At 73.2% G+C, this 18,425-nt stretch carries 16 protein-coding genes; 4 read left to right on the plus strand and 12 right to left on the minus strand.

The genetic code is table 11. The annotated features are described in order from the left end of the window. Nucleotides 1-39 precede the first annotated feature (39 nt). The 5 genes from JJV70_RS01730 to miaA all read right to left on the minus strand — a co-directional run bounded on the left by JJV70_RS01730 (nt 40) and on the right by miaA (nt 6,390). Complete coding sequence (locus tag JJV70_RS01730; RefSeq protein WP_219045677.1) at nt 40-1,596, minus strand: M1 family metallopeptidase; 1,557 nt, start codon at nt 1,594-1,596, stop codon at nt 40-42. 69 nt (nt 1,597-1,665) lie between these two features. Continuing rightward, nucleotides 1,666-3,834: a bifunctional (p)ppGpp synthetase/guanosine-3',5'-bis(diphosphate) 3'-pyrophosphohydrolase gene (locus JJV70_RS01735; protein ID WP_219045678.1), complete on the minus strand. Its 2,169-nt coding sequence runs from the start codon at nt 3,832-3,834 to the stop codon at nt 1,666-1,668. 117 nt (nt 3,835-3,951) lie between these two features. Beyond that, nucleotides 3,952-4,830 carry a diaminopimelate epimerase gene (gene dapF / locus JJV70_RS01740; RefSeq protein WP_219045679.1) on the minus strand — a complete coding sequence of 293 codons (879 nt, stop codon included), beginning with the start codon at nt 4,828-4,830 and terminating at the stop codon, nt 3,952-3,954. Nucleotides 4,831-4,876: 46 nt separating this feature from the next. Next, on the minus strand, nt 4,877-5,326 hold the full coding sequence (locus tag JJV70_RS01745; protein ID WP_374227226.1) for a hypothetical protein: 450 nt from the start codon (nt 5,324-5,326) through the stop codon (nt 4,877-4,879). Nucleotides 5,327-5,427: 101 nt separating this feature from the next. Then, nucleotides 5,428-6,390: a tRNA (adenosine(37)-N6)-dimethylallyltransferase MiaA gene (gene miaA / locus JJV70_RS01750; protein WP_219045680.1), complete on the minus strand. Its 963-nt coding sequence runs from the start codon at nt 6,388-6,390 to the stop codon at nt 5,428-5,430. A 281-nt stretch (nt 6,391-6,671) separates the two neighbouring features. Here miaA and JJV70_RS01755 point away from each other — a divergent pair, with 281 nt between their 5' ends. Then, on the plus strand, nt 6,672-6,989 hold the full coding sequence (locus JJV70_RS01755) for an antitoxin (RefSeq protein ID WP_219045681.1): 318 nt from the start codon (nt 6,672-6,674) through the stop codon (nt 6,987-6,989). A 93-nt stretch (nt 6,990-7,082) separates the two neighbouring features. Here JJV70_RS01755 and JJV70_RS01760 read toward each other — a convergent pair whose 3' ends face one another. Further along, nucleotides 7,083-7,790 carry a class III extradiol dioxygenase subunit B-like domain-containing protein gene (locus tag JJV70_RS01760; protein WP_219045682.1) on the minus strand — a complete coding sequence of 236 codons (708 nt, stop codon included), beginning with the start codon at nt 7,788-7,790 and terminating at the stop codon, nt 7,083-7,085. A gap of 168 nt (nt 7,791-7,958) precedes the next feature. After that, nucleotides 7,959-9,458, minus strand: a complete 1,500-nt coding sequence (gene miaB / locus JJV70_RS01765) for a tRNA (N6-isopentenyl adenosine(37)-C2)-methylthiotransferase MiaB (RefSeq protein ID WP_257573138.1) — start codon at nt 9,456-9,458, stop codon at nt 7,959-7,961. A gap of 151 nt (nt 9,459-9,609) precedes the next feature. On the opposite strand from miaB, the gene JJV70_RS01770 reads away from it, so the two are divergent. Beyond that, nucleotides 9,610-10,620 (plus strand): TAXI family TRAP transporter solute-binding subunit, encoded by a 1,011-nt coding sequence (locus JJV70_RS01770; protein ID WP_219045683.1) that lies wholly within the window; start codon nt 9,610-9,612, stop codon nt 10,618-10,620. On the opposite strand, the gene JJV70_RS01775 is transcribed toward JJV70_RS01770, so the two are convergent. The 5 genes from JJV70_RS01775 to JJV70_RS01795 form a co-directional block, all read right to left on the minus strand. Continuing rightward, nucleotides 10,610-12,184, minus strand: a complete 1,575-nt coding sequence (locus JJV70_RS01775; RefSeq protein ID WP_219045684.1) for an FAD-dependent monooxygenase — start codon at nt 12,182-12,184, stop codon at nt 10,610-10,612. The two genes, JJV70_RS01770 and JJV70_RS01775, sit on opposite strands and share 11 nt — an antisense overlap. A 164-nt stretch (nt 12,185-12,348) precedes the next feature. Continuing rightward, a complete protein-coding gene (locus JJV70_RS01780; RefSeq protein WP_219045685.1) occupies nt 12,349-13,266 on the minus strand; it encodes an amino acid ABC transporter permease in 918 nt (305 codons plus the stop codon). Then, on the minus strand, nt 13,263-13,937 hold the full coding sequence (locus JJV70_RS01785) for an amino acid ABC transporter permease (protein ID WP_219045686.1): 675 nt from the start codon (nt 13,935-13,937) through the stop codon (nt 13,263-13,265). The genes JJV70_RS01780 and JJV70_RS01785 overlap by 4 nt, the downstream gene beginning before the upstream one ends. A gap of 81 nt (nt 13,938-14,018) precedes the next feature. After that, nucleotides 14,019-14,855 (minus strand): glutamate ABC transporter substrate-binding protein, encoded by an 837-nt coding sequence (locus JJV70_RS01790; RefSeq protein ID WP_219045687.1) that lies wholly within the window; start codon nt 14,853-14,855, stop codon nt 14,019-14,021. 75 nt (nt 14,856-14,930) lie between these two features. Further along, complete coding sequence (locus tag JJV70_RS01795) at nt 14,931-15,713, minus strand: amino acid ABC transporter ATP-binding protein (protein ID WP_257573210.1); 783 nt, start codon at nt 15,711-15,713, stop codon at nt 14,931-14,933. 304 nt (nt 15,714-16,017) lie between these two features. Here JJV70_RS01795 and JJV70_RS01800 point away from each other — a divergent pair, with 304 nt between their 5' ends. Both JJV70_RS01800 and JJV70_RS01805 read left to right on the plus strand, forming a co-directional pair. Next, entirely contained in the window at nt 16,018-16,779 is a 762-nt protein-coding gene (locus JJV70_RS01800; protein ID WP_219045688.1) for a response regulator transcription factor, read from the plus strand. Nucleotides 16,780-16,796: 17 nt separating this feature from the next. Further along, a complete protein-coding gene (locus JJV70_RS01805; protein WP_219045689.1) occupies nt 16,797-18,227 on the plus strand; it encodes a HAMP domain-containing sensor histidine kinase in 1,431 nt (476 codons plus the stop codon). The last annotated feature ends 198 nt before the right edge of the window (nt 18,228-18,425 follow it).

An 18,425-nucleotide genomic window follows, 5' to 3' on the forward strand; every position in this document is an offset into this window, starting at 1 on the left:
CCACCCCGGACCGGGCTGGCAGCCGCCGGGGCCGGGCGCTCACGGGGTGCCGGCCGTCCAGTCCGGGTGGCCGGGCATCGCGGGGGTCTTCTCTCCGTACAGCCAGTCGCGCAGGAAGCCGCTCACGTCCCGGCCCGCGACCTCACCGGCCAGGGCGATGAAGTCGGCGGTGGACGCCACGCCGTGCTGGTACCGGGTGACCCACGTGCGTTGCAGCCGCTCGAACGCCTCCGCGCCGATGTGCTGGCGCAGCGCGTACAACACGACCGCCGCGCCGTCGTACACGATCGGACGGAAGATGTTGAGCTTGTCCTCACTGCCGGAGGGGGGCGGGGTGAGCCGGGCGGGCGGGCCGTACGCCTGCCGCCACTGATCGGAGGACTCGTACGCCCGCTTGACGCGCTCGGTGAGCTCCGGCCCGCCGTGCCCGGCGGCGTACCGCCACTCGTACCAGGTGGCGTGGCCCTCGTTCAGCCACAGATCGTCCCACCGGTGCGGGCTGACGCTGTTGCCGAACCAGTGGTGCGCCAGCTCGTGCACCATGATCGACTCCCGGTACCAGGCTGGGTAGTCCTCATTGCCCAGGAAGTCGAGCGAGAACAGGGAGAGCGTTTGCGTCTCCAGGGCGAAGCCGAGGGCGGCCTCAACGACCAGGACGCCGTAGGTGTCGAACGGGTAAGGCCCCACCTGCCCCGTCATCCACTCCAGGTGCCCAGAGGTCTTCCGCGCCCAGGGCTCCAGCGTGGCGCGGTGCCGCGTCGGCACGACATCGCGCAGCTGGACGCCGTCCGGGCCCGGGCGGCGCAGCACGGTGGAGCGGCCGATGGTGACCTGGGCCAGCTCGGTGGCCAGCGGGCGCGCCGTCCGGTACGTCCAGGTGACGCCCTCGGCCTGCCGGGTGCGGGAGACGGCATGTCCGGTGGTGACGGCGGTGAACTCCTCCGGCGCGGTGACACGGAAGGTGAAGTGCGCCTTGTCGGAGGGGTGGTCGTTGGACGGGAAGACGCGGTGGGCGGCGTCGGGCTGGCTGGCCAGCGCCAGCCCGTCGCCCTTCGTCCGGATCCAGCCGGTGGGCTTGGCACCACTGGTGGGGCTGGTGTGGCGCACGTCCACGTGCAGGGGCTGTCCCCCGGTGAGCGGACGCGCGGGGGTGAGCACCAAGTCCTCACCGGCCGCCTGCCAGGTGGCCGGGGCGCCGTTGACGCTGACCGACCGCACGGTGCCGCCAGCGAAGTCGAGGTTCACCGTCTCCAGGCGCTCGCCGGTCACCTCGGCGTGGATACGGGTGCGGGCCTGGAGCGGGACGGTGTTGTCGCCGGTGTAGGTCAGGGTGATGTCGTAGCGCAGAACGTCGTAGCCGGGGTTGCCGAGCTCCGGGAAGAGGCGGTCCCCTACGCCCAGCGGCCCCGGATACGGCGTCGCGGCGACGAGGGCGAGGCAGGTGGCCACGGCGGTGACGGCGACCGCCGTGCGGCGGACGGATGCCCGCGGCCGGACGGCGGCGCGGTGGTCCGGGCGCGGGGCGGCGCGACGGGCGGCAGCGGCGCCGCTGGGGCCGGAGGGACCGGTGGGACCGGGGAGGGGCGCGGAGGTCATGGTCCACCGCTACCAGCAGGGCACCCGGCACGCCTGACGACGCGTCAGCCGCGCACCCGATCGGAGGTGTTACACCGCCGCACGGGTGGCGCGGACGACGTCGTACACGCCGGGCACGGCACGCATGGCCCGCATCAGCGCGGGAAGCCCGGTGGCGTCAGGCAGGTGCAGGGTGTAGGTGTGCCGCACCCGCTGCTCGCGCGGGGGCGCGACGTCGGCGGCGATGACGGCGGCGCCCTGGACGGCGATCGTCTCGGTCAGGTCGGCCAGCAGGCGTGGGCGGCCGAACGCCTCGGCCAGCAGCGTCACCCGGCACCCGCCCGCTTCCGGCCGCCACCGCACCGGCACGGCGACGCGTCCGGCCCGGGCCATGCGCAGCACCGCCGCACACCCCTCGCGGTGCGCAGTGACGGCGCCGCCGCGCACCGCGAAACCGGTGACCCGGTCCGGCGGCACCGGCGTGCAGCAGCGGGCGAGCCGCACCGGGCGGTCCGGCAGCTCCACGGCCACCGCCGCGCTCTGTCCGCCGCGCGGCGGGCTCGGCGGAGCGGCTTGCCGCTCGTCGGCGGCGGGGCCCGCGGCGGACTCGGCGGGCGCGGCGTCCTCGGGGTGGGCGTCCAGCCAGCGGCGGATGGCGATGCGGGCGGCGGGCGTCCGGGCGTGCTCCAGCCACTGGGGAGCCGGGCCTGAGGCTCCTTCGGGGGCGAGGAGGAGTTGCAGCGCGTCGCCGTCGCGGAGCACGGTGCCCAGGGTGGTGAGGCGGCCGTCCACGCGGGCGCCGATGCAGGCGTGCGCCCGGGCGCCGTAGCGCGCGTAGGCCGCGTCGACGCAGGTGGCGCCGCCGGGCAGGTGCAGCACGCCGGGGTCGCCGAGGGAGCCGGGGTCGGCGCAGAAGACGGTGATCTCGCGATCCTGGGCGAGCTCGTCGCGCAGGTGGGCCCAGAAGGTGTCCGGGTCCGGGGCGTGGCTCTGCCATTCCAGCAGGCGGGACAGCCAGCCCGGACGCGTGGGGTCGTCCCGCTCGCCGTCAGCCTCCCGCTGGGCACCGGTTTCCCGCTCCCCGTCCGCGTTCCGGCTGCCCTCCGCATCCCGGTCACCGTCGGCCTCCCGGTCGCCGTCGGCCCCGGCGGGCGGCGCGGCGTCCCCCGCCGGGCGGTGCGGGTCCCCCAGCGCCACGACTCCGGCCTCGGCGACGCGGTGCATGCGCCGCGAGCGGATCAGCACCTCCGCCACCCGCCCCTGAGCGTCGGCGAACGCGGTGTGCAGCGATTGGTACAGGTTGAACTTCGGAACCGCGATGAAGTCCTTGAACTCCGCGATCAGCGGCGTGAAGCAGGTGTGCAGCTCACCGAGCACCGCGTAGCAGTCGGCGTCGTCCCCGACGAGGATCAGCAGGCGCCCGAAGTCGCACGGCCCCAGCGGGCCGCGCTTCTTCTCCACCCGGTGCACGGACAGGGCGTGCCGCGGCCGGATCTGCACCTCCGCGCCGACCGGCGCGTCCCGCAGCACGGCCCGCACGGCGTCGGCCACCTCGCGCAGCGGGTCCGGCCCGGCGGCGTGCTGGCGGATGAGCTGCTGGGTGTGCTCGTACTCCCGCGGGTGCAGGATGGCGAAGGTGAGGTCCTCCAGCTCCGTCTTCAGTGCCTGGACCCCGAGGCGTTCGGCCAGCGGGATCAGCACCTCGCGGGTGACGCGCGCGATGCGGGCTTGCTTCTCCGGGCGCATCACCCCCAGGGTGCGCATGTTGTGCAGGCGGTCGGCGAGCTTGATCGACATCACCCGCACGTCATCACCGGTGGCGACGAGCATCTTGCGGAACGTCTCCGGCTCGGCGGCGGCGCCGTAGTCCACCTTTTCGAGTTTGGTGACGCCATCGACGAGGTAAGCCACCTCCGCGCCGAACTCCTCGCGCACCTGGCCCAGCGTCACCTCGGTGTCCTCGACGGTGTCGTGGAGGAGGGAGGCGGTCAGCGTCGTCATCCCGGCGCCGAGCTGGGCGAGGATCAGGGTGACGGCGAGCGGGTGGGTGATGTACGGCTCGCCACTCTTGCGCAGCTGCCCGCGGTGCGATGCCTCGGCCAACACGTAGGCGCGGCGCAGCGGTTCGAGCGGGACGCCGGGATGGTGCGCGCGGTGTGCCTGGGCCACGTGCTCCAGGGCGTCGGGCAGGCTACCGCGTGGGGCGGAGCCGCTTACCGCGGCCCGGCTCAGCTTCCTGAGGCTCCGAACCGCGCTCATGGCAGCCCCCTGTACACGTGTCGCACCGTCAGTTGCTCGATATTACCGACCCCAGCACGCACCATCGCCAGGGTGCGGACCGAGGGTGGGTGGGATCACTCCATCGAGCGACGGGGTTCAGGCCAGGCTCAGCCACGCGGGCTCGAACGTGCCCTCCGCGACGATCACGGCGGGACCGGTCATCTCGATCTCGCCGTCCGGGTGTTCGGTGATCTCCAGCCGTCCGCCGGGCACGTCCACGGTGTACGTGACCGGATGACCGCCGTCCGCTGGGTCGGCGCCGTCCCGGCGGGCGGCGGCGACCATCACCGCACAGGCGCCGGTGCCGCACGACCGCGTCTCGCCGGAACCGCGCTCGTGCACCCGCAGGGCGACGTGGCCCGGACCCCGGTCCACGACGAACTCCACGTTGGTGCCCTCCGGGTACGCGCTCGCCGGGGTGACCAGCGGAGCGTGGAGCAGGCTGCCCGCGTCCTCCAGGCTCTCCACGAACGCCACCGCGTGCGGGTTGCCCATGCTGACGTTCCGCGCGGGCCAGCTGCGCTCGCCGACGGTGACGGTCACCTCGTCCAGCTCCGGCAGCACCGCGCGCCCCATCCCGACGGTGACCAGTCCGCCCCCGGCCAGCCGTACCCGGCGCAGGCCCGCCCGGGTGGCCACGGCGAACTCCGTGTCCTTCACCAGGCCAGCGCGGTGCAGGTAGTGGGCGAAGACGCGGACGCCGTTGCCGCACATCTCCGCGATGCCGCCGTCCGCGTTGCGGTAGTCCATGAACCACTCGGCGCTCTCGGCGAGCGCGCTCCCCTGCGGGTGCGCGGCGGACCGGACGACGCGCAGCACGCCGTCGGCGCCGATCCCGGCCCGGCGGTCGCACAGCCGCGCCACAGCCTGCCCGGACAGCTCCAGCCGCCCGTCGGCGTCGGGGAGGATGACGAAGTCGTTCTCGGTCCCGTGCCCCTTGAGGAAGGTCACGGCCTGGGCGGGCTGCGCGTTCACGCTGCGATTGTACCGACCGCGACCTGGCTTCCCGGAGGTTGCCGGGTCAGCGGAGCCGGGCTACGCGCCACAGGGCCAGGGCGATCAGGGTGCCGCAGACGACGGCGTAGAGGGCGATGACGCGCCAGTCGGCGGTGCGGCCGGAGCCCCGGGCTGGCAGGCCCGGCCAGGTGTGGCCCACCCGGCGGGCGGCCATCATGCCCCAGCCCGCCGCACAGCCGGTGATCAGCAGGCCCAGCATCGCCACGACCGCGCCGCCGTCGCCGAACTCGAAGGCCAGCGGGAAGGCGAACATCAGGGAGCCGAGCACGGCCAGGCCGACGATGGGCGCGATCTGCCACAGGCGCAGACGGCGCGGCGGGCGCAGCTCGGCGTAGGACTCGACGGGTTCGGCTGGCGCCGTGGCCGCTGGCTCGTCGGGGTCCGGGAGGGCCGCACGGTGGGTCTGCTCCACCGTCTGGTCGTCACTGCTGCGAGGGCCAGCCTCCATTGCCACGCGCCCTCCCCACTTCACGGCATGTGCGGCTCAGAGCGTCGATAATGGCACGCCCGTACGGCTGCTCACGGCGCTTAGGGCCACCCGATGCGAGGACGTGATCAGGCTGTGACCGCTCGTTCGAGGAGCGCCAGCGCGTGTCCCGGCAGCCGGTCCCGGTGCTCGGCCGCGCCGCTCAGCCAGTGCACCCGCGCGTCGCGGCGGAACCAGGAGTCCTGGCGGCGGGCGAAGCGCTTGGTGGCACGGACGGTCTCGGCCCGGGCCTCGTCCAGCGTGCACTCCCCCGCGAACGCCGCGAGCACCTGCTGGTAGCCGAGCGCGCGGGACGCGGTGCGTCCTTCGCGCAGGCCGACGGCCTCCAGGGCACGCACCTCTTCGACGAGCCCGGCCTCCCACATGAGGTCCACCCGGCGGCTGATGCGCTCATCCAGTTCACGGCGGGCGACGTCCACGCCGAGGTAGAGGGTGTCGTAGACGTCGCGCCGGGCGTCCGGGTCGGGCAGGTGGGCGGTAAAGGGGCGGCCGGTGAGTTCGATGACTTCCAGCGCCCGCACAATGCGGCGTCCGTTGCCGGGCAGGATGGCCCGCGCCGCGTCGGGGTCGGCCGCGGCGAGCCTGCGGTGCAGCTCGCCGGACCCGGCGTCGGCCAGCTCCGCCTCCAGGCGCGCACGCACGGCCGGGTCGGTGCCGGGGAACTCCAGGGCGTCCAGCGCGCCGCGCACGTACAGGCCCGAGCCGCCGACGAGCACCGGCACCCGGCCCGCCGCCAGCAGTCGGTCGATCTCCGCCCGCGCCAGGCGCTGGTACTCGGCGACGCTGGCGGCCTCGGTGACGTCCCAGATGTCCAGCAGCCGGTGCGGCACCCCCTGCCGCTCGGCGCGCGACAGCTTGGCGGTGCCGATGTCCATGCCCCGGTAGAGCTGCATCGAGTCGGCGTTGATCACCTCGCCGCCCAGCTCCCGGGCGAGGACCACACCGAGGTCGGACTTTCCGGCCGCGGTCGGGCCGACGACGGCGATGACCTGCGGTACGGGGAGGGGAGAGGGAGAGGCGGGGCTGTTCACACCGGCCAGTTTCGCAAACGGCGCCACCCTCCGACGACTGGAGGGAGCACGCGCTGAGTGAGACGAGCGGGTGAACGCACGAACGGGCGACGTGACGCGCCGGGGTCACCGTCGTTGGCCCATCAAAGGTCGCGCCGCGTGGCGCCACTCGAGTTCTGGGGGAGTGGGAAGAGCTCTGAGGGGCAGATTCCGAGCAGCAGTCGGCCGGCGAAGCCGCGAACACCGAAAGCGGCGACGGCACCCGAACCACCTGAGTCCCCATCCCCAGGAAAGTGACCGCCATGAGCATGCTGGACAAGTTCAAGGCCCTGCTCGTCAAGCACGAGAGCAAGGTCGGCAAGGCAGTAGACGCGGCCGCCCGGACAGCCGACAAAAGGACCAAGGGCAAGTACAGCCGCCAGCTCAGGACGGGCAGCACGAAGGCCAAGCAGGCCGCGGCCCGGATGGCCGACGAGCACCGCAGGACGCACGGTGGTCCCGCGAGTCCGGGCGGTCCGCCCAGCCAGGGCGGACCTGGCGGTGGCCCGCAGGGCTACCGTGGGCCGGAGGGTCCGGGAGGCCAGGACGGGCAGCGGCCACCGGGCGGCCAGGGGTACTGACCGCCCCACCCACTCTGTCGTCACCGGCGCCAGGGCCATGGCCAATGCGCCCCACCCGGGGTCCGGAGCCCGTGACCGCCCGGAGGGGCGGCGTCAGGACCAGCAGGCCACGAAGTAGCCGACACCGTAGGGCGCGCTGTCGTACAGCAGCTTGCCGGACAGGCGCGCGTTGCCCACAGCAGCGGCCAGCACCTGCCAGCTCGCCCGGCCCGATACCTGGAGCTCATAGCCAAGCTCGGCGTCCAGCGCGCCCAGCACCGCCGCGTCGGCCGTGCCCAGCGCACGTGCGGTCTCCGCGTCGAAGGCGGCGGCGCGCTCGTCGAAGTACCCGGGGGCTTTCAGGGTGCGGCAGGCGCTGCCGTCACCCATCGCCAGGACGGCGATGCGCTCGCCGTCGGCGGCCAGCTCACGGCCGGTGGCCGCGCAGCGTTCGGGGGCCAGGGTCTCCGCCACGCCTACTCCCCGCACCGGCGCCGCGTCCCAGTCCGCGCGGGCCAGCAGCCAGGCGGCGACGGCGAGGGAGGAGGGCAGCGGCCGGTCACCGCCCGGACCGTGTCCGAGGGTGACGTCGAGGTCCACGCCGAAGCCGCGGAAGGAGCCGTGGCTTCCGGGCGGGAAGGTGCCGCGAGTAGCGGGATCGGCGGGGCCGACGACGACGAGCCGGTCGGGGCGGGCGGCGGCCAGAACGTCCAGTGCTTCGGCGCAGGCGGCCCGGGCGTCGTCCATCTCGTGGGCGGCGCCCCGCGCGACCTCGGGCACCAGCAGTGGGGGGCAGGGGCAGGCAGCGGCAGCGGCAAGCATGGGGCGCAGCCTAGCGCCGCCCGGCGGCTGTGACCCCCTATCCGGCCCGGTCCCGTGAATTCGGCAACGGGTGCGGACGGTCCCCCGGTTCACCGTCCGGATAGCCCGGCCACCCCGGTCCGGGCACGACCGGCCGCCCCGGCTTGCGGACGCCCGGCCTCTCCCCGGTCAGCAGACGCCGCACCCGCCAGGCTGCGCGGGCAGCGGCTCGGGGACGCCGACCTTCGGCAGCCCCAGCAGCACCCCCGGGCCCGCGGCACCGGCCGGGGCGGGGGTACGGGCCTCCCAGGCGTCACCGGCCCGGGTGCGGCGCACGCCGAGCGCGGGACCCTCGGCCAGCAGGTGGTGCGGCGCGGCGTAGGTGACCTCGACGCGCACCATGTCTCCGGGACGCACCGGCTCCGCGGGCCGGGTGAAGTGCACCAGCCGGTTGTCCGGCGCCCGGCCCGACAGGCGGCGCGTGGCCTCGTCCTTGCGCCCCTCGCCCTCGGCGACCAGCACCTCCAGGGTGCGGCCGACCTGCCGCTTGTTCTCCGCCCAGGAGATCTCCTCCTGCAGTGCGACGAGCCGCTCATAGCGCTCCTGCACCACGGCCTTGGGGATCTGGCCGTCCATCTCGGCGGCCGGGGTCCCGGGGCGCTTGGAGTACTGGAAGGTGAACGCCTGCGCGAAGCGGGCCTCGCGCACCACGTGCAGCGTCTGCAGGAAGTCCTCTTCGGTCTCCCCGGGGAAGCCGACGATGATGTCGGTGGAGATGGCCGCGTCCGGCAGGGCGGCGCGCACCTTGTCGATGATGCTCATAAAGCGCTCCTGGCGGTAGGAGCGGCGCATCTCCTTCAGCACCCGCGAGGAGCCGGACTGCAGCGGCATGTGCAGCTGCGGCATGACGTTCGGCGTCTCGGCCATGGCGGCGATGACGTCGTCGGTGAAGTCGCGCGGGTGGGGTGAGGTGAAGCGCACCCGCTCCAGGCCGTCGATCTCACCGCAGGCGCGCAGCAGCTTGCTGAACGCCTGCCGGTCGCCGATGTCGCTGCCGTAGGCGTTGACGTTCTGGCCGAGCAGGGTGATCTCGATGACGCCCTCGGCGACCAGCGCCTCGATCTCGGCGAGGATGTCGCCCGTCCTGCGGTCCTTCTCCTTGCCGCGCAGCTGCGGGACGATGCAGAAGGTACAGGTGTTGTTGCAGCCGACGGAGACGGAGACCCAGGCGGCGTAGGCGGACTCGCGCCGGGTGGGCAGCGTCGAGGGGAACGCCTCCAGGGACTCGGCGATCTCCACCTGCGCCTCGGCTCGCACCCGCGCCCGCTCCAGCAGCACCGGCAGCTTGCCCACGTTGTGGGTGCCGAAGACGACATCGACCCAGGGGGCCTTCGCGACGATGGTGTCCCGGTCCTTCTGCGCCAGGCAGCCGCCGACCGCGATCTGCATCCCGGGCCGCGCGGCCTTCTTCGGCGCCAGCTGCCCCAGGTTTCCGTACAGCCGGTTGTCGGCGTTCTCCCGCACCGCGCAGGTGTTGAAGACGACGACGTCCGCGCCGTCGGCGTCGCCTGGCGCGCGCACGTAACCGGCGTCCTCCAGCAGACCGGCCATCCGCTCGGAGTCGTGGACGTTCATCTGGCAGCCGAAGGTGCGCAGCTCATAGGTCTTCGCGGTCATCTCAGCAGTCATCTCAGTCGACCAGGGTACGCGTTCGCCTGGGCCCCGCGCCCGCCCGTCCCGCTCCCCCGCCTCCCCCGGGCTGTGCCCCTCCCGCTGCCTTCGCCTCCCGGGGCCGGCCCGCCCCTCCCGTTCCCCCGGCCGGGGGTGACAGGATCGGCCCATGCTCTCCGCCCGCGGCACCTCCTTCGGCGTCCGGCCCGGCGGACGCCGCGCGTTCGGCGCCGCCGTGGCCGTCGTGCTGGCGCTCGCCCTGCTCGGCTGGTGGATGGCGGCGGACTCCGGGCCACGTCCCGGTGGGCGGATCGTCTTCTCCACCGGCGCGCCCACCGGCGTCTACGAGCGGTACGGGGCGCTGCTGCGGGAGCGGGCGGCCGGGCAGCTGCCGGAGGTGGACATCGAGCTGCTGCCGAGCCAGGGCTCGGGGGAGAACATCGACCGCGTGCTGTCCGGCGAGGCCGACTTCACCATCGCGCAGGCTGACGCGGTCGCCGCCCGCCTGGCCCGCTCCGGCGCCGAGGCCGCAGGACTGCGGGCCTGCGCCCGGCTGTACGACGACTACGTGCAGCTCGTCGTCCCCGCCGACTCCCCCGTACGGCACGCGGCCGACCTGGCCGGGCTCCGGGTGGGCGTGGGCGAGCCGGAGTCCGGGGTGCGCCCCATCGCCCGCCGGGTGCTGGCCGCCGCCGGACTGGACCCGGACGAGGACATCACCGCCGCCTACGAGGGCATCGACACCCTGCCCGGGATGCTGGAGTCGGACCGGCTGGACGCGTTCTTCTGGACGGGCGGGCTGCCCACCACCGCGATCCAGCGGCTGGCCGGGCGCAGCGAGATCCGCCTGGTCGAACTGGGCGACCTGGTACCGGCGCTGCACGCACAGGGGCGGCAGGCGCGGCACTACCGGGCGGCGGTGATGCCCGCCGACGCCTACCCGTCCGTGCAGCGCGGGGAGGGCATCGAGACGATCGCGGTGGCCAACCTGCTGGTGACGGCCGAGCGGGTGGACGCCGACGTCGCCGAAGCTCTGACCCGGGTGCTGATCAACAGCCGGGACGGCATCGCCCGGCAGGTGCACGCTGCCCAGCGCGTGGACCTGCGCACCGCGATCTACACCGACCCGGTGCCGCTGCACCTGGGCGCGCAGCGCTACTACCGCGCCGTCAAGCCCTGACGGCGCCATCGACAGGGCCACCGCCGAGGGCCACCGCGCAGGCGGCCAGCGCCTCGGCGTCCACCCCGGGCAGGACGGCGGCCAGGTGGCCATCGGGCCGCACCACCAAGCAGGTGTGCGGGGCGGCGCCCGGGTACGCCTCGGCGACCAGCAGCTCGGCGGGCAGCGGCAGCGCGCGCACGGCGGCGGCCAGCTGCGGCATGACCCCGGCGTGCATCCAGTGGCGGCTTTCCCACACCCGCGCCCCGGGCGCCACGAGCACCACCAGCAGTCCGCGCCCCAGCCGCCGCCGCAGCGGGCAGCGTTCCCCGCCGGGTGGGGTGACGGGAACGTCGTCCACGACGCCGCCCGGCGCGGTGGCCACCCCGAAGGCGGCGGAATCCGACGTCAGCGGGGAGTGCGCGTAGCCGCCGGGCGCGCCCAGCGTGCCCTCGCCGACGTGGCCGTCGGTGAGCAGGCCGAGCGGACCACGGCCGCCGGGGAGCAGCGAGCGCAGCGGACTCGTGTCCTGCACCAGCGGCAGCGCCTGGTCCAGCGCGCGCAGCCGGGCCACCGACGCACCGCGCCGCTCGGATTCGTAGCTGTCCAGCAGGGCGTCACCGGCACCGCCGTGCCAGGCCAGGGCCAGCTTCCACGCCAGGTTGTCGGCGTCGCGCAAGCCCTCGTCCACGCTCTGCGTGCCCAGCGCGCCCAGCAGCCGGGCCGCGTCCCCGGCGAGGAACACCCGGCCCTGGCGCCAGCGCCGCGCGATGCGCTGGTGCGCGGTGTGCACGCCGGTGTCGAGCAGTTCGTAGGCGGGCGGCGCGTCCGGGTCCGACCAGGCGGTCAGCGTGCGCTGGACGCGTTCGATGAGCACGTCCGGGGTGACGAGGTCGCCGCGCGGCGGCAGCCGCCAGTCCAGCCGCCACCGGCCGCCCGGCAGCGAGCGGGCGCTCACCTCGCCCCCGGCCCCGGGGAGCTCGCGGTGCAGCAGCGCCTCCTGGGGCCACGGCAGGGCGCAGCGCACCGTCGCCACCGCCCGCCGCTCCACCGAGGTGCGGCCCGGAAAGCGGACGCCGAGCAGCTTGCGGACGGTGGAGCGGGCGCCGTCGCAGCCCACCAGGTAGCTGCCCGACCAGGTGACGCCCAGCCCGCCCGCCGTGCGCGCGCGGACCCCGCCGGGGTGCTGCTCCAGCTCCGTCAGCCGCCGGTGCGGTACGACGTCGATCAGCTCGCTGCGGTGCGCGGCGGCGGCCAGCGCCCCGGTCAGTGTGTGCTGCGCGAGGTGGAAGGGCGCGGCACCGGGGGCGAACTCGACGTGGCGCACCGTCTGCCGACGCCGCAGCGTGCGCCACGCCCGCCAGTGGGTGCCGGACAACCCGGAGGATTCCGCCGACTCAGCTCCGCCCGCGAGGCGGTGTGCGAGCGCGGTGGTGTCGGGCCGCAGCACGCAGGTCCGCGCGGGACGGGGCTCGCTTGGGCCGTCACCGGCGTCCAGCAGCACCGAGGGCACCTCGTGCCGGGCCAGGGCAAGCGTCAGCGCGAGCCCCACCGGGCCCGCGCCGACCACGATCACCGGCTCCACGACAGCGGCTTCCGGCTCCCCACGCCCGGCTGGCGGGCCCCGCTGGAGGAGGGAAGTGGGCCACAGGGCCGGGAGTGGTGCGTGATCACACCGGTATGCAACCCACTGCCCGTTCGCCCGTCAAGTGACGGCCGTACGGGCAGTGGGCTGCGGGCGTTCGCCCGTCAGGTCTTGCGGACCTGCCCGTCCCCGCCCTCGGTCACCGGCTCGGGCCCGGCGTTCTCCAGCTCCTCCAGCTGCTCGGTGCCCACCACGGCACCGGAGGAGCGCTTGGCCCGGCGCAGGCGTCCCTCCAGCCAGCTGGCGAAGCTGGTGAGCAGAAAGTTGAGCAGGACGAAGAGCAGAGCGCACACGGCGTAGGCGGCGATGGTGTTGCCATAGTTGGCGCTGATCAGGCCAGCCGCGCGCAGCAGCTCGCTGAAGCCGAGCAGGGCGCCGCCGAGTGCGGTGTCCTTCACGATGACCACGAGCTGGCTGACGATGGCGGGCAGCATCGCGGTGACCGCCTGCGGCAGCAGGACAAAGGCCAGGATCTGCCACCTGCGCATACCGATCGCCTGCGCCGCGTCGGTCTGGCCCCGCGGCAGGGACAGGATGCCCGCGCGCACCACCTCGGCGAGGACGGAGGCGTTGTAGAGCACCAGGCCCGTGACGACGGCGTACAGCGGCCGGACCTCGCGGTCGATGTCGGTCCACATCGCGTAGCCGGTGTTGGCGAAGAACATCAGCAGCAGCACCGGGATGGCGCGGAAGAACTCCACGACGGCGCCTGCCGGTCCCCGCACCCAGGCGTGGGCGGAGAGACGGGCGATGCCGAGCCCGGCGCCCAGCGGGAGCGCGATGACCATGGCCAGCGCGGCGGCCTTGAGGGTGTTGACCAGACCCGGCAGGAAGTACGTCGTCCACACCCGCGAGTCGTCGACGAACGGCAGCCACTTGTCGGCTTCCAACTGGCCCTTATCGCCCATGGTGGACAGCACCCACCACAGTCCCAGTGCCGCCAGAGCCAGGAAACCGATCGTGTAGAGGACGTTGCGCACCCGTGCGCGTGGTCCGGGGGTGTCGTAGAGGACGGAACTCATCGCTTCACCGCCACGCGCTTGCTGAGCCGGCCGAGGAGCAGCCCCGTCGGCAGGGTCAGGAGGATGAAGCCCAGGGCGAAGGTGCTGAAGACCAGCAGCACCGCGTCGGACTCGTTTTCGATCATCTCGCTCATGAGGAACGCGGCTTCCGCCACGCCGATCGCCGAGGCGACCGTGGTGTTCTTGGTGAGAGCGATCAAGACATTCGCCAGCGGCGCGATCACGCTGCGGAAGGCTTGCGGCAGCACGATGAGCCGCAGCACCTGCCCGAACCCGAGGCCCAGCGCCCGTGCCGCCTCCGCCTGTCCCATTGGCACCGTGTTGATGCCCGACCGCACGGCCTCACAGACGAAGCTGGCGGTGTAGGCGGCCAGCCCCAGGATCGCCAGGCGGAAGTTGATGACCTCGAAGTCCTCGCCCAGCAACGCGATACCAAGCGTCTGGTTCAGCCCCAGGGAGCAGAACACGATGATGAGCGTCAGCGGTGTGTTCCGGACGACGTTGACGTACCCGGTGCCGAAGGCCCGCATCACCGGTACCGGGCTGACCCGCATGCCCGCGAGGATGGTGCCCCACACCAGCGCGCCGATGCCGGAGAAGACGGTGAGCTGCACCGTCACCCAGAACGCCCCGAAAAGGTCGTACCGTTCCAGATCAAGAAAGTCGAACACTGTCTACCGCGCTCTCACCTCAAGGAAAGCGGGCGCGCCAGGTGGCCCCGGCGCGCCCGGTGGTCGTCTGCCGCCTGTGGGTCAGCTCTTCTCGGTGATCTCCGGAGCCTCACCCGGGTCGTAACCCGCCGGGCCGAAGTGCTCCTCCACCGACTCCTTCCAGGTGCCGTCCTCGACCATCTTCTCGAGGGCGGCGTTGACGTCGCTCTGGAGCTCGGTGTCGCCCTTCTTCATGCCGACGCCGTAGTGCTCGTCTTTGAGGCTCAGCCCGGCGAGCTTGAACTTGCCTTCGTGCTGCGACTGCGCGGCGTATCCGGCGAGGATGGCGTCATCGGTGGTGATCGCGTCCACGGCGCCGTTCGTCAGGCCGGTCAGGCACTCGGAGTAGGTGCCGTAGGTCTGCAGGTTCGTGTCGGAAGCCAGCTTCTCCTTGATGTTCTGCGCGGAGGTGGAGCCCTTGACTGAGCACAGCTTTTTATCGTTGAGGTCCGTCGCCTCGGTGATGCCTTCCTCGTCCGCCCGGATCAGCAGGTCCTGGTGGGCGATCATGTAGGGCCCGGCAAAGTTGACCTTCTCCTTGCGCTCCGGAGTGATCGAGTACGTCGCGACGACGAGGTCCACGTCACCGCGGGAGATGAGGTTCTCGCGCTCCGCGCTGGGCGCCTCGACCCAGTCGATCTGGCCGGGCTCGTAGCCCAGTTCGCCGGCGATGTAGGTGGCGACATCGACGTCGAATCCCTCATAGCCGCCGTCCTTGGCCTTCAGGCCCAGACCGGGCTGGTCGAACTTGATGCCGATCGCGATCTTGTCGCCATCGCCGCCATCCCCGCCGTCACCGCTGCCGCCGCCGCACGCGGTAGCGGTGAGGGAGAGGGCGAGGACGGCCGCGGCGGCGGCACCAGTGGTACGGAGTCTCATGATGCGTTTCCCTTGGTGAACTAGGTGAAATGGCGAGCGGGCCGGCCCGTCGGATGCGGCGCCCAAAGAAGCGTGTCAGTGCGCGAGGATCTTCGACAGGAAGTCCTTGGCCCGGTCACTGCGCGGGTTGTTGAAGAACTGGTCCGGGGTGGCCTCTTCGACGATCCGGCCGTCAGCCATGAAGACGACGCGGTTCGCGGCCGAGCGGGCGAAGCCCATCTCGTGGGTGACGACAACCATCGTCATCCCGTCACGTGCCAGCTGCTGCATGACCTCCAGGACCTCGTTGATCATCTCCGGGTCCAGCGCGGAGGTCGGCTCGTCGAAGAGCATGACCTTCGGCTCCATCGCCAGCGCCCGGGCGATCGCCACGCGCTGCTGCTGGCCGCCGGAGAGCTGCGCGGGGTACTTGTCCGCCTGGTTGCCGACGCCCACCCGGTCCAGCAGGGCGCGGGCGCGTTCGTCGGCCTCCTTCTTGGGCTTCTTGCGCACCTTGAGCTGGCCGAGCGTCACGTTCTCCAGCACCGTCTTGTGCGCGAACAGGTTGAAGGACTGGAAGACCATGCCGACGTCGGCACGCAGTCTGGCCAGTTCCCTGCCCTCGGCGGGCAGCGGGTGCCCGTCGATGGAGATCGTGCCGGAGTCGATCGTCTCCAGCCGGTTGATGGTGCGGCACAACGTGGACTTGCCGGACCCCGAGGGACCGATCACGACGACCACCTCGCCCCGGGCGATCGTCAGGTCGATGTCCTGGAGCACGTGCAGCGCACCGAAGTGCTTGTTGACCTGGTCCAGGACGACCAGCGGCTCGCCCGCGGATGCGGCGCCCTCGTCCTTCGTCACCGATACTGCGCTCATCGGCGTCACTCGCTCCGTCCTCATCGGTTGAGGGGACCTTAATGAGGTGCCCGAACCGGCGTCATCACATCTGAGGGGAAATTGAGCATAACGATCTGGACACCGGCAACCACGGTGCGTAACAGGAGGTTCCGGGCGCGTTCCGGCTGCATAACGGTGGCCCGAGCTGGTCCGGGCTGCCTTGACGTGCGGGCGTGCGATCGGCGTGGATGCTAGGTAACGGCACGCTGGCGAGCGGCGTAAGACCGGCGGAACGAGGACGGCGACCAGCGGCGGTGGGCGCCGCGCGCGGACGGGAGGCGGCATGCGGCTGCTGCTGGTGGAGGACGACGACCACGTCGCCGCCGCCCTGTCCGCCGTGCTCACCCGGCACGGGTTCCGGGTCGTGCACGCCCGCAGCGGCGAGGAGGCGCTGGAGCACCTGCTGCCCGACGCCGACCGTGCCCCGTTCTCGGTGGTGCTCCTCGACATCGGCCTGCCCGACCAGAACGGTTTCGAGGTCTGCGGCCGCATCCGACGCCAGAGCGGCACACCGGTAATCATGGTGACGGCGCGGGCGGATGTGCGCTCCCGCATCCACGGGCTCAACCTCGGCGCCGACGACTACGTGGTCAAGCCCTATGACACCGGCGAGCTGCTGGCCCGCATCCACGCCGTCAGCCGGCGCTCGCCCGCTCCCGAAACGGGCGCTGGGGAGGCAGCCGGTTCCGCAGGCGCGCCGGAGCGGCCTGATGCCGACCGTGTGGACGCGGGCGGTCAGGCCGCCGAGCCGGGCCTGCGCATCGGCCCGGTGCTGATCGAACCCGCCGGGCGCCGGGTGAGCGTCGGCGGCCAGGACGTGGCGCTGACCCGTAAGGAGTTCGACCTGCTCGCCCTCCTCGCCCAGCGGCCCGGCGTCGTCTACCGGCGCGAACAGATCATCAGCGAGGTGTGGCGCACCAGCTGGGAAGGCACGGGGCGCACGCTGGAGGTCCACGTCGCCTCGCTGCGCGCGAAACTCGGGCTGCCCGCCCTGATCGAGACCGTGCGCGGCGTCGGCTACCGGCTGTCCGCCCCGGCCGTCTGAGCCGGTAGCCTGCCGCGGTGCGTGCCCGCCTGCTGCCGCTGCTCATCGTCCTGATGGCCGGTGTGCTCCTCGCGCTCGGCTTTCCGCTAGCCGCGAGCATGGCCGCCGCCCAGCAGCAGCGCCTGGTGATCGACCGCATCGACGACACCGCGCGGTTCGCCGCCCTCGCGCAGTTCGTCACCGAACGTCCGCCCCCCGAGGGTCGCGCGAACGCCGAGCGGCGGGTCGCCGAGGAGGCGCAGGACGAGCGGCTGGCCACACTCACCCAGGAACTGGCCCGCTACCACGAGCTCTACGGCATCCGCGCGGCTGTCTTCTACCGCGACGGGCGGGCGATGGCCGCCGCACCCGACGGATGGCGGATACCCCGCGCGGGCCAGGGGGCGGCAGCGTTCGCCGAGGCGCTGGCCGGGCGGCGCAGCCACGACCCGCCGCAGGTGTGGCCGTGGCAGACCAGCCGCATCGCCGTCGCCTCACCGGTCATCCGGGACGGCGACGTGGTAGCCGTCGTGCTGACCGACTCGCCCACCGGACCACTGCGTTCCCGCATCCTGCGCGCCTGGCTGCCGCTGGCGGCGGGTGAGGCAGCCGCGATGCTGCTGGCGCTGGGCGCGGCCTCCCGGCTGGCCGGGTGGGTGCTGCGGCCGGTGCGCGACCTGGACAAGGCCGCGCACGACATCAGCACCGGGCGGCTCACCTCGCGCGTCGCCGCGGCCGGCGGGCCGCCGGAACTGCGGCGGCTGGCGCACTCCTTCAACGAGATGGCCGACCACGTCGAGGACATCCTGGAGCAGCAGCGGGCATTCGTCGCCGACGCCTCGCACCAGTTGCGCAACCCGCTGTCCGCGCTGTTGCTGCGGATCGAACTGCTGGGCCTTCAGCTGCCGGAGGGCAGCGCGGACTTCGCCTCCGTACAGAGCGAGGGCAAGCGGCTGGCCCGGGTGCTCGACGACCTGCTCGGGCTGGCGACGGCCGAGCACAGCCGCACCGACCTGCGGCTGACGGACGTGGGCGAGATCGCCGCCGAACGCGTCGCCGCCTGGCGCCCGGTGGCCGAACGCAAAGGCGTCACGCTGAACTCCGCCGGGGCCACCGCCGTCACCGCCTGGGCGGACCCGGTGGCCCTGTCCAGCGCGCTGGACGCCGTGGTGGACAACGCGGTGAAGTTCACGCCCGGGGGCGCGGCCGTCACCGTGTCCGTCGCGGCGGCGGGCGACCAGGTCACCATCGAGGTCGCCGACGGCGGGCCGGGCCTGACCCCGGACGAGCTGGAACGCATCGGTGACCGCTTCTGGCGCAGCAGCCGCCACCAGAACGTCTCCGGCTCCGGCCTGGGCCTGTCCATCGCCCGCGCCCTGCTCGCCGCAGGCGACGCCACCCTGGCCCACACACCCGGCGACCCGAACGGCCTCCGCGCGACACTCACCCTCCCCCGAACGGCACCCTGATCACACCCCCGGTCTCCGACGCCAGGACCCACGCACGTCGCCTCGCGCGGCCCTTGGCCGCCCAACGCCTGCCGCAACGTGGCCAGCGCGGGTGCCACCCCGACGGGATGCCTCCCGCCGCAGCACGCCTCGCCGCCCCAGCCAGGACACGGCTCCCGCAGTCGTCCCAGCCCGGAGCTTCAGCGTGTTGTCCCGGCA

The sequence above is a fragment of the Streptomyces sp. JJ66 genome (assembly GCF_019303495.1).
Lineage (GTDB): Bacteria > Actinomycetota > Actinomycetes > Streptomycetales > Streptomycetaceae > Streptomyces.

What these genes read in the sequence shown, in the direction of transcription:
- JJV70_RS01780 (WP_219045685.1), bottom strand. Translation starts at nt 13,266, where the DNA reads ATGAGTTCCGTCCTCTACGACACCCCCGGACCACGCGCACGGGTGCGC.
- JJV70_RS01730 (WP_219045677.1), bottom strand. Translation starts at nt 1,596, where the DNA reads ATGACCTCCGCGCCCCTCCCCGGTCCCACCGGTCCCTCCGGCCCCAGC.
- JJV70_RS01770 (WP_219045683.1), top strand. Translation starts at nt 9,610, where the DNA reads ATGCTCTCCGCCCGCGGCACCTCCTTCGGCGTCCGGCCCGGCGGACGC.
- JJV70_RS01755 (WP_219045681.1), top strand. Translation starts at nt 6,672, where the DNA reads ATGAGCATGCTGGACAAGTTCAAGGCCCTGCTCGTCAAGCACGAGAGC.
- JJV70_RS01735 (WP_219045678.1), bottom strand. Translation starts at nt 3,834, where the DNA reads ATGAGCGCGGTTCGGAGCCTCAGGAAGCTGAGCCGGGCCGCGGTAAGC.
- miaB (WP_257573138.1), bottom strand. Translation starts at nt 9,458, where the DNA reads ATGACTGCTGAGATGACCGCGAAGACCTATGAGCTGCGCACCTTCGGC.
- JJV70_RS01800 (WP_219045688.1), top strand. Translation starts at nt 16,018, where the DNA reads ATGCGGCTGCTGCTGGTGGAGGACGACGACCACGTCGCCGCCGCCCTG.
- JJV70_RS01795 (WP_257573210.1), bottom strand. Translation starts at nt 15,713, where the DNA reads ATGAGCGCAGTATCGGTGACGAAGGACGAGGGCGCCGCATCCGCGGGC.
- JJV70_RS01790 (WP_219045687.1), bottom strand. Translation starts at nt 14,855, where the DNA reads ATGAGACTCCGTACCACTGGTGCCGCCGCCGCGGCCGTCCTCGCCCTC.
- JJV70_RS01760 (WP_219045682.1), bottom strand. Translation starts at nt 7,790, where the DNA reads ATGCTTGCCGCTGCCGCTGCCTGCCCCTGCCCCCCACTGCTGGTGCCC.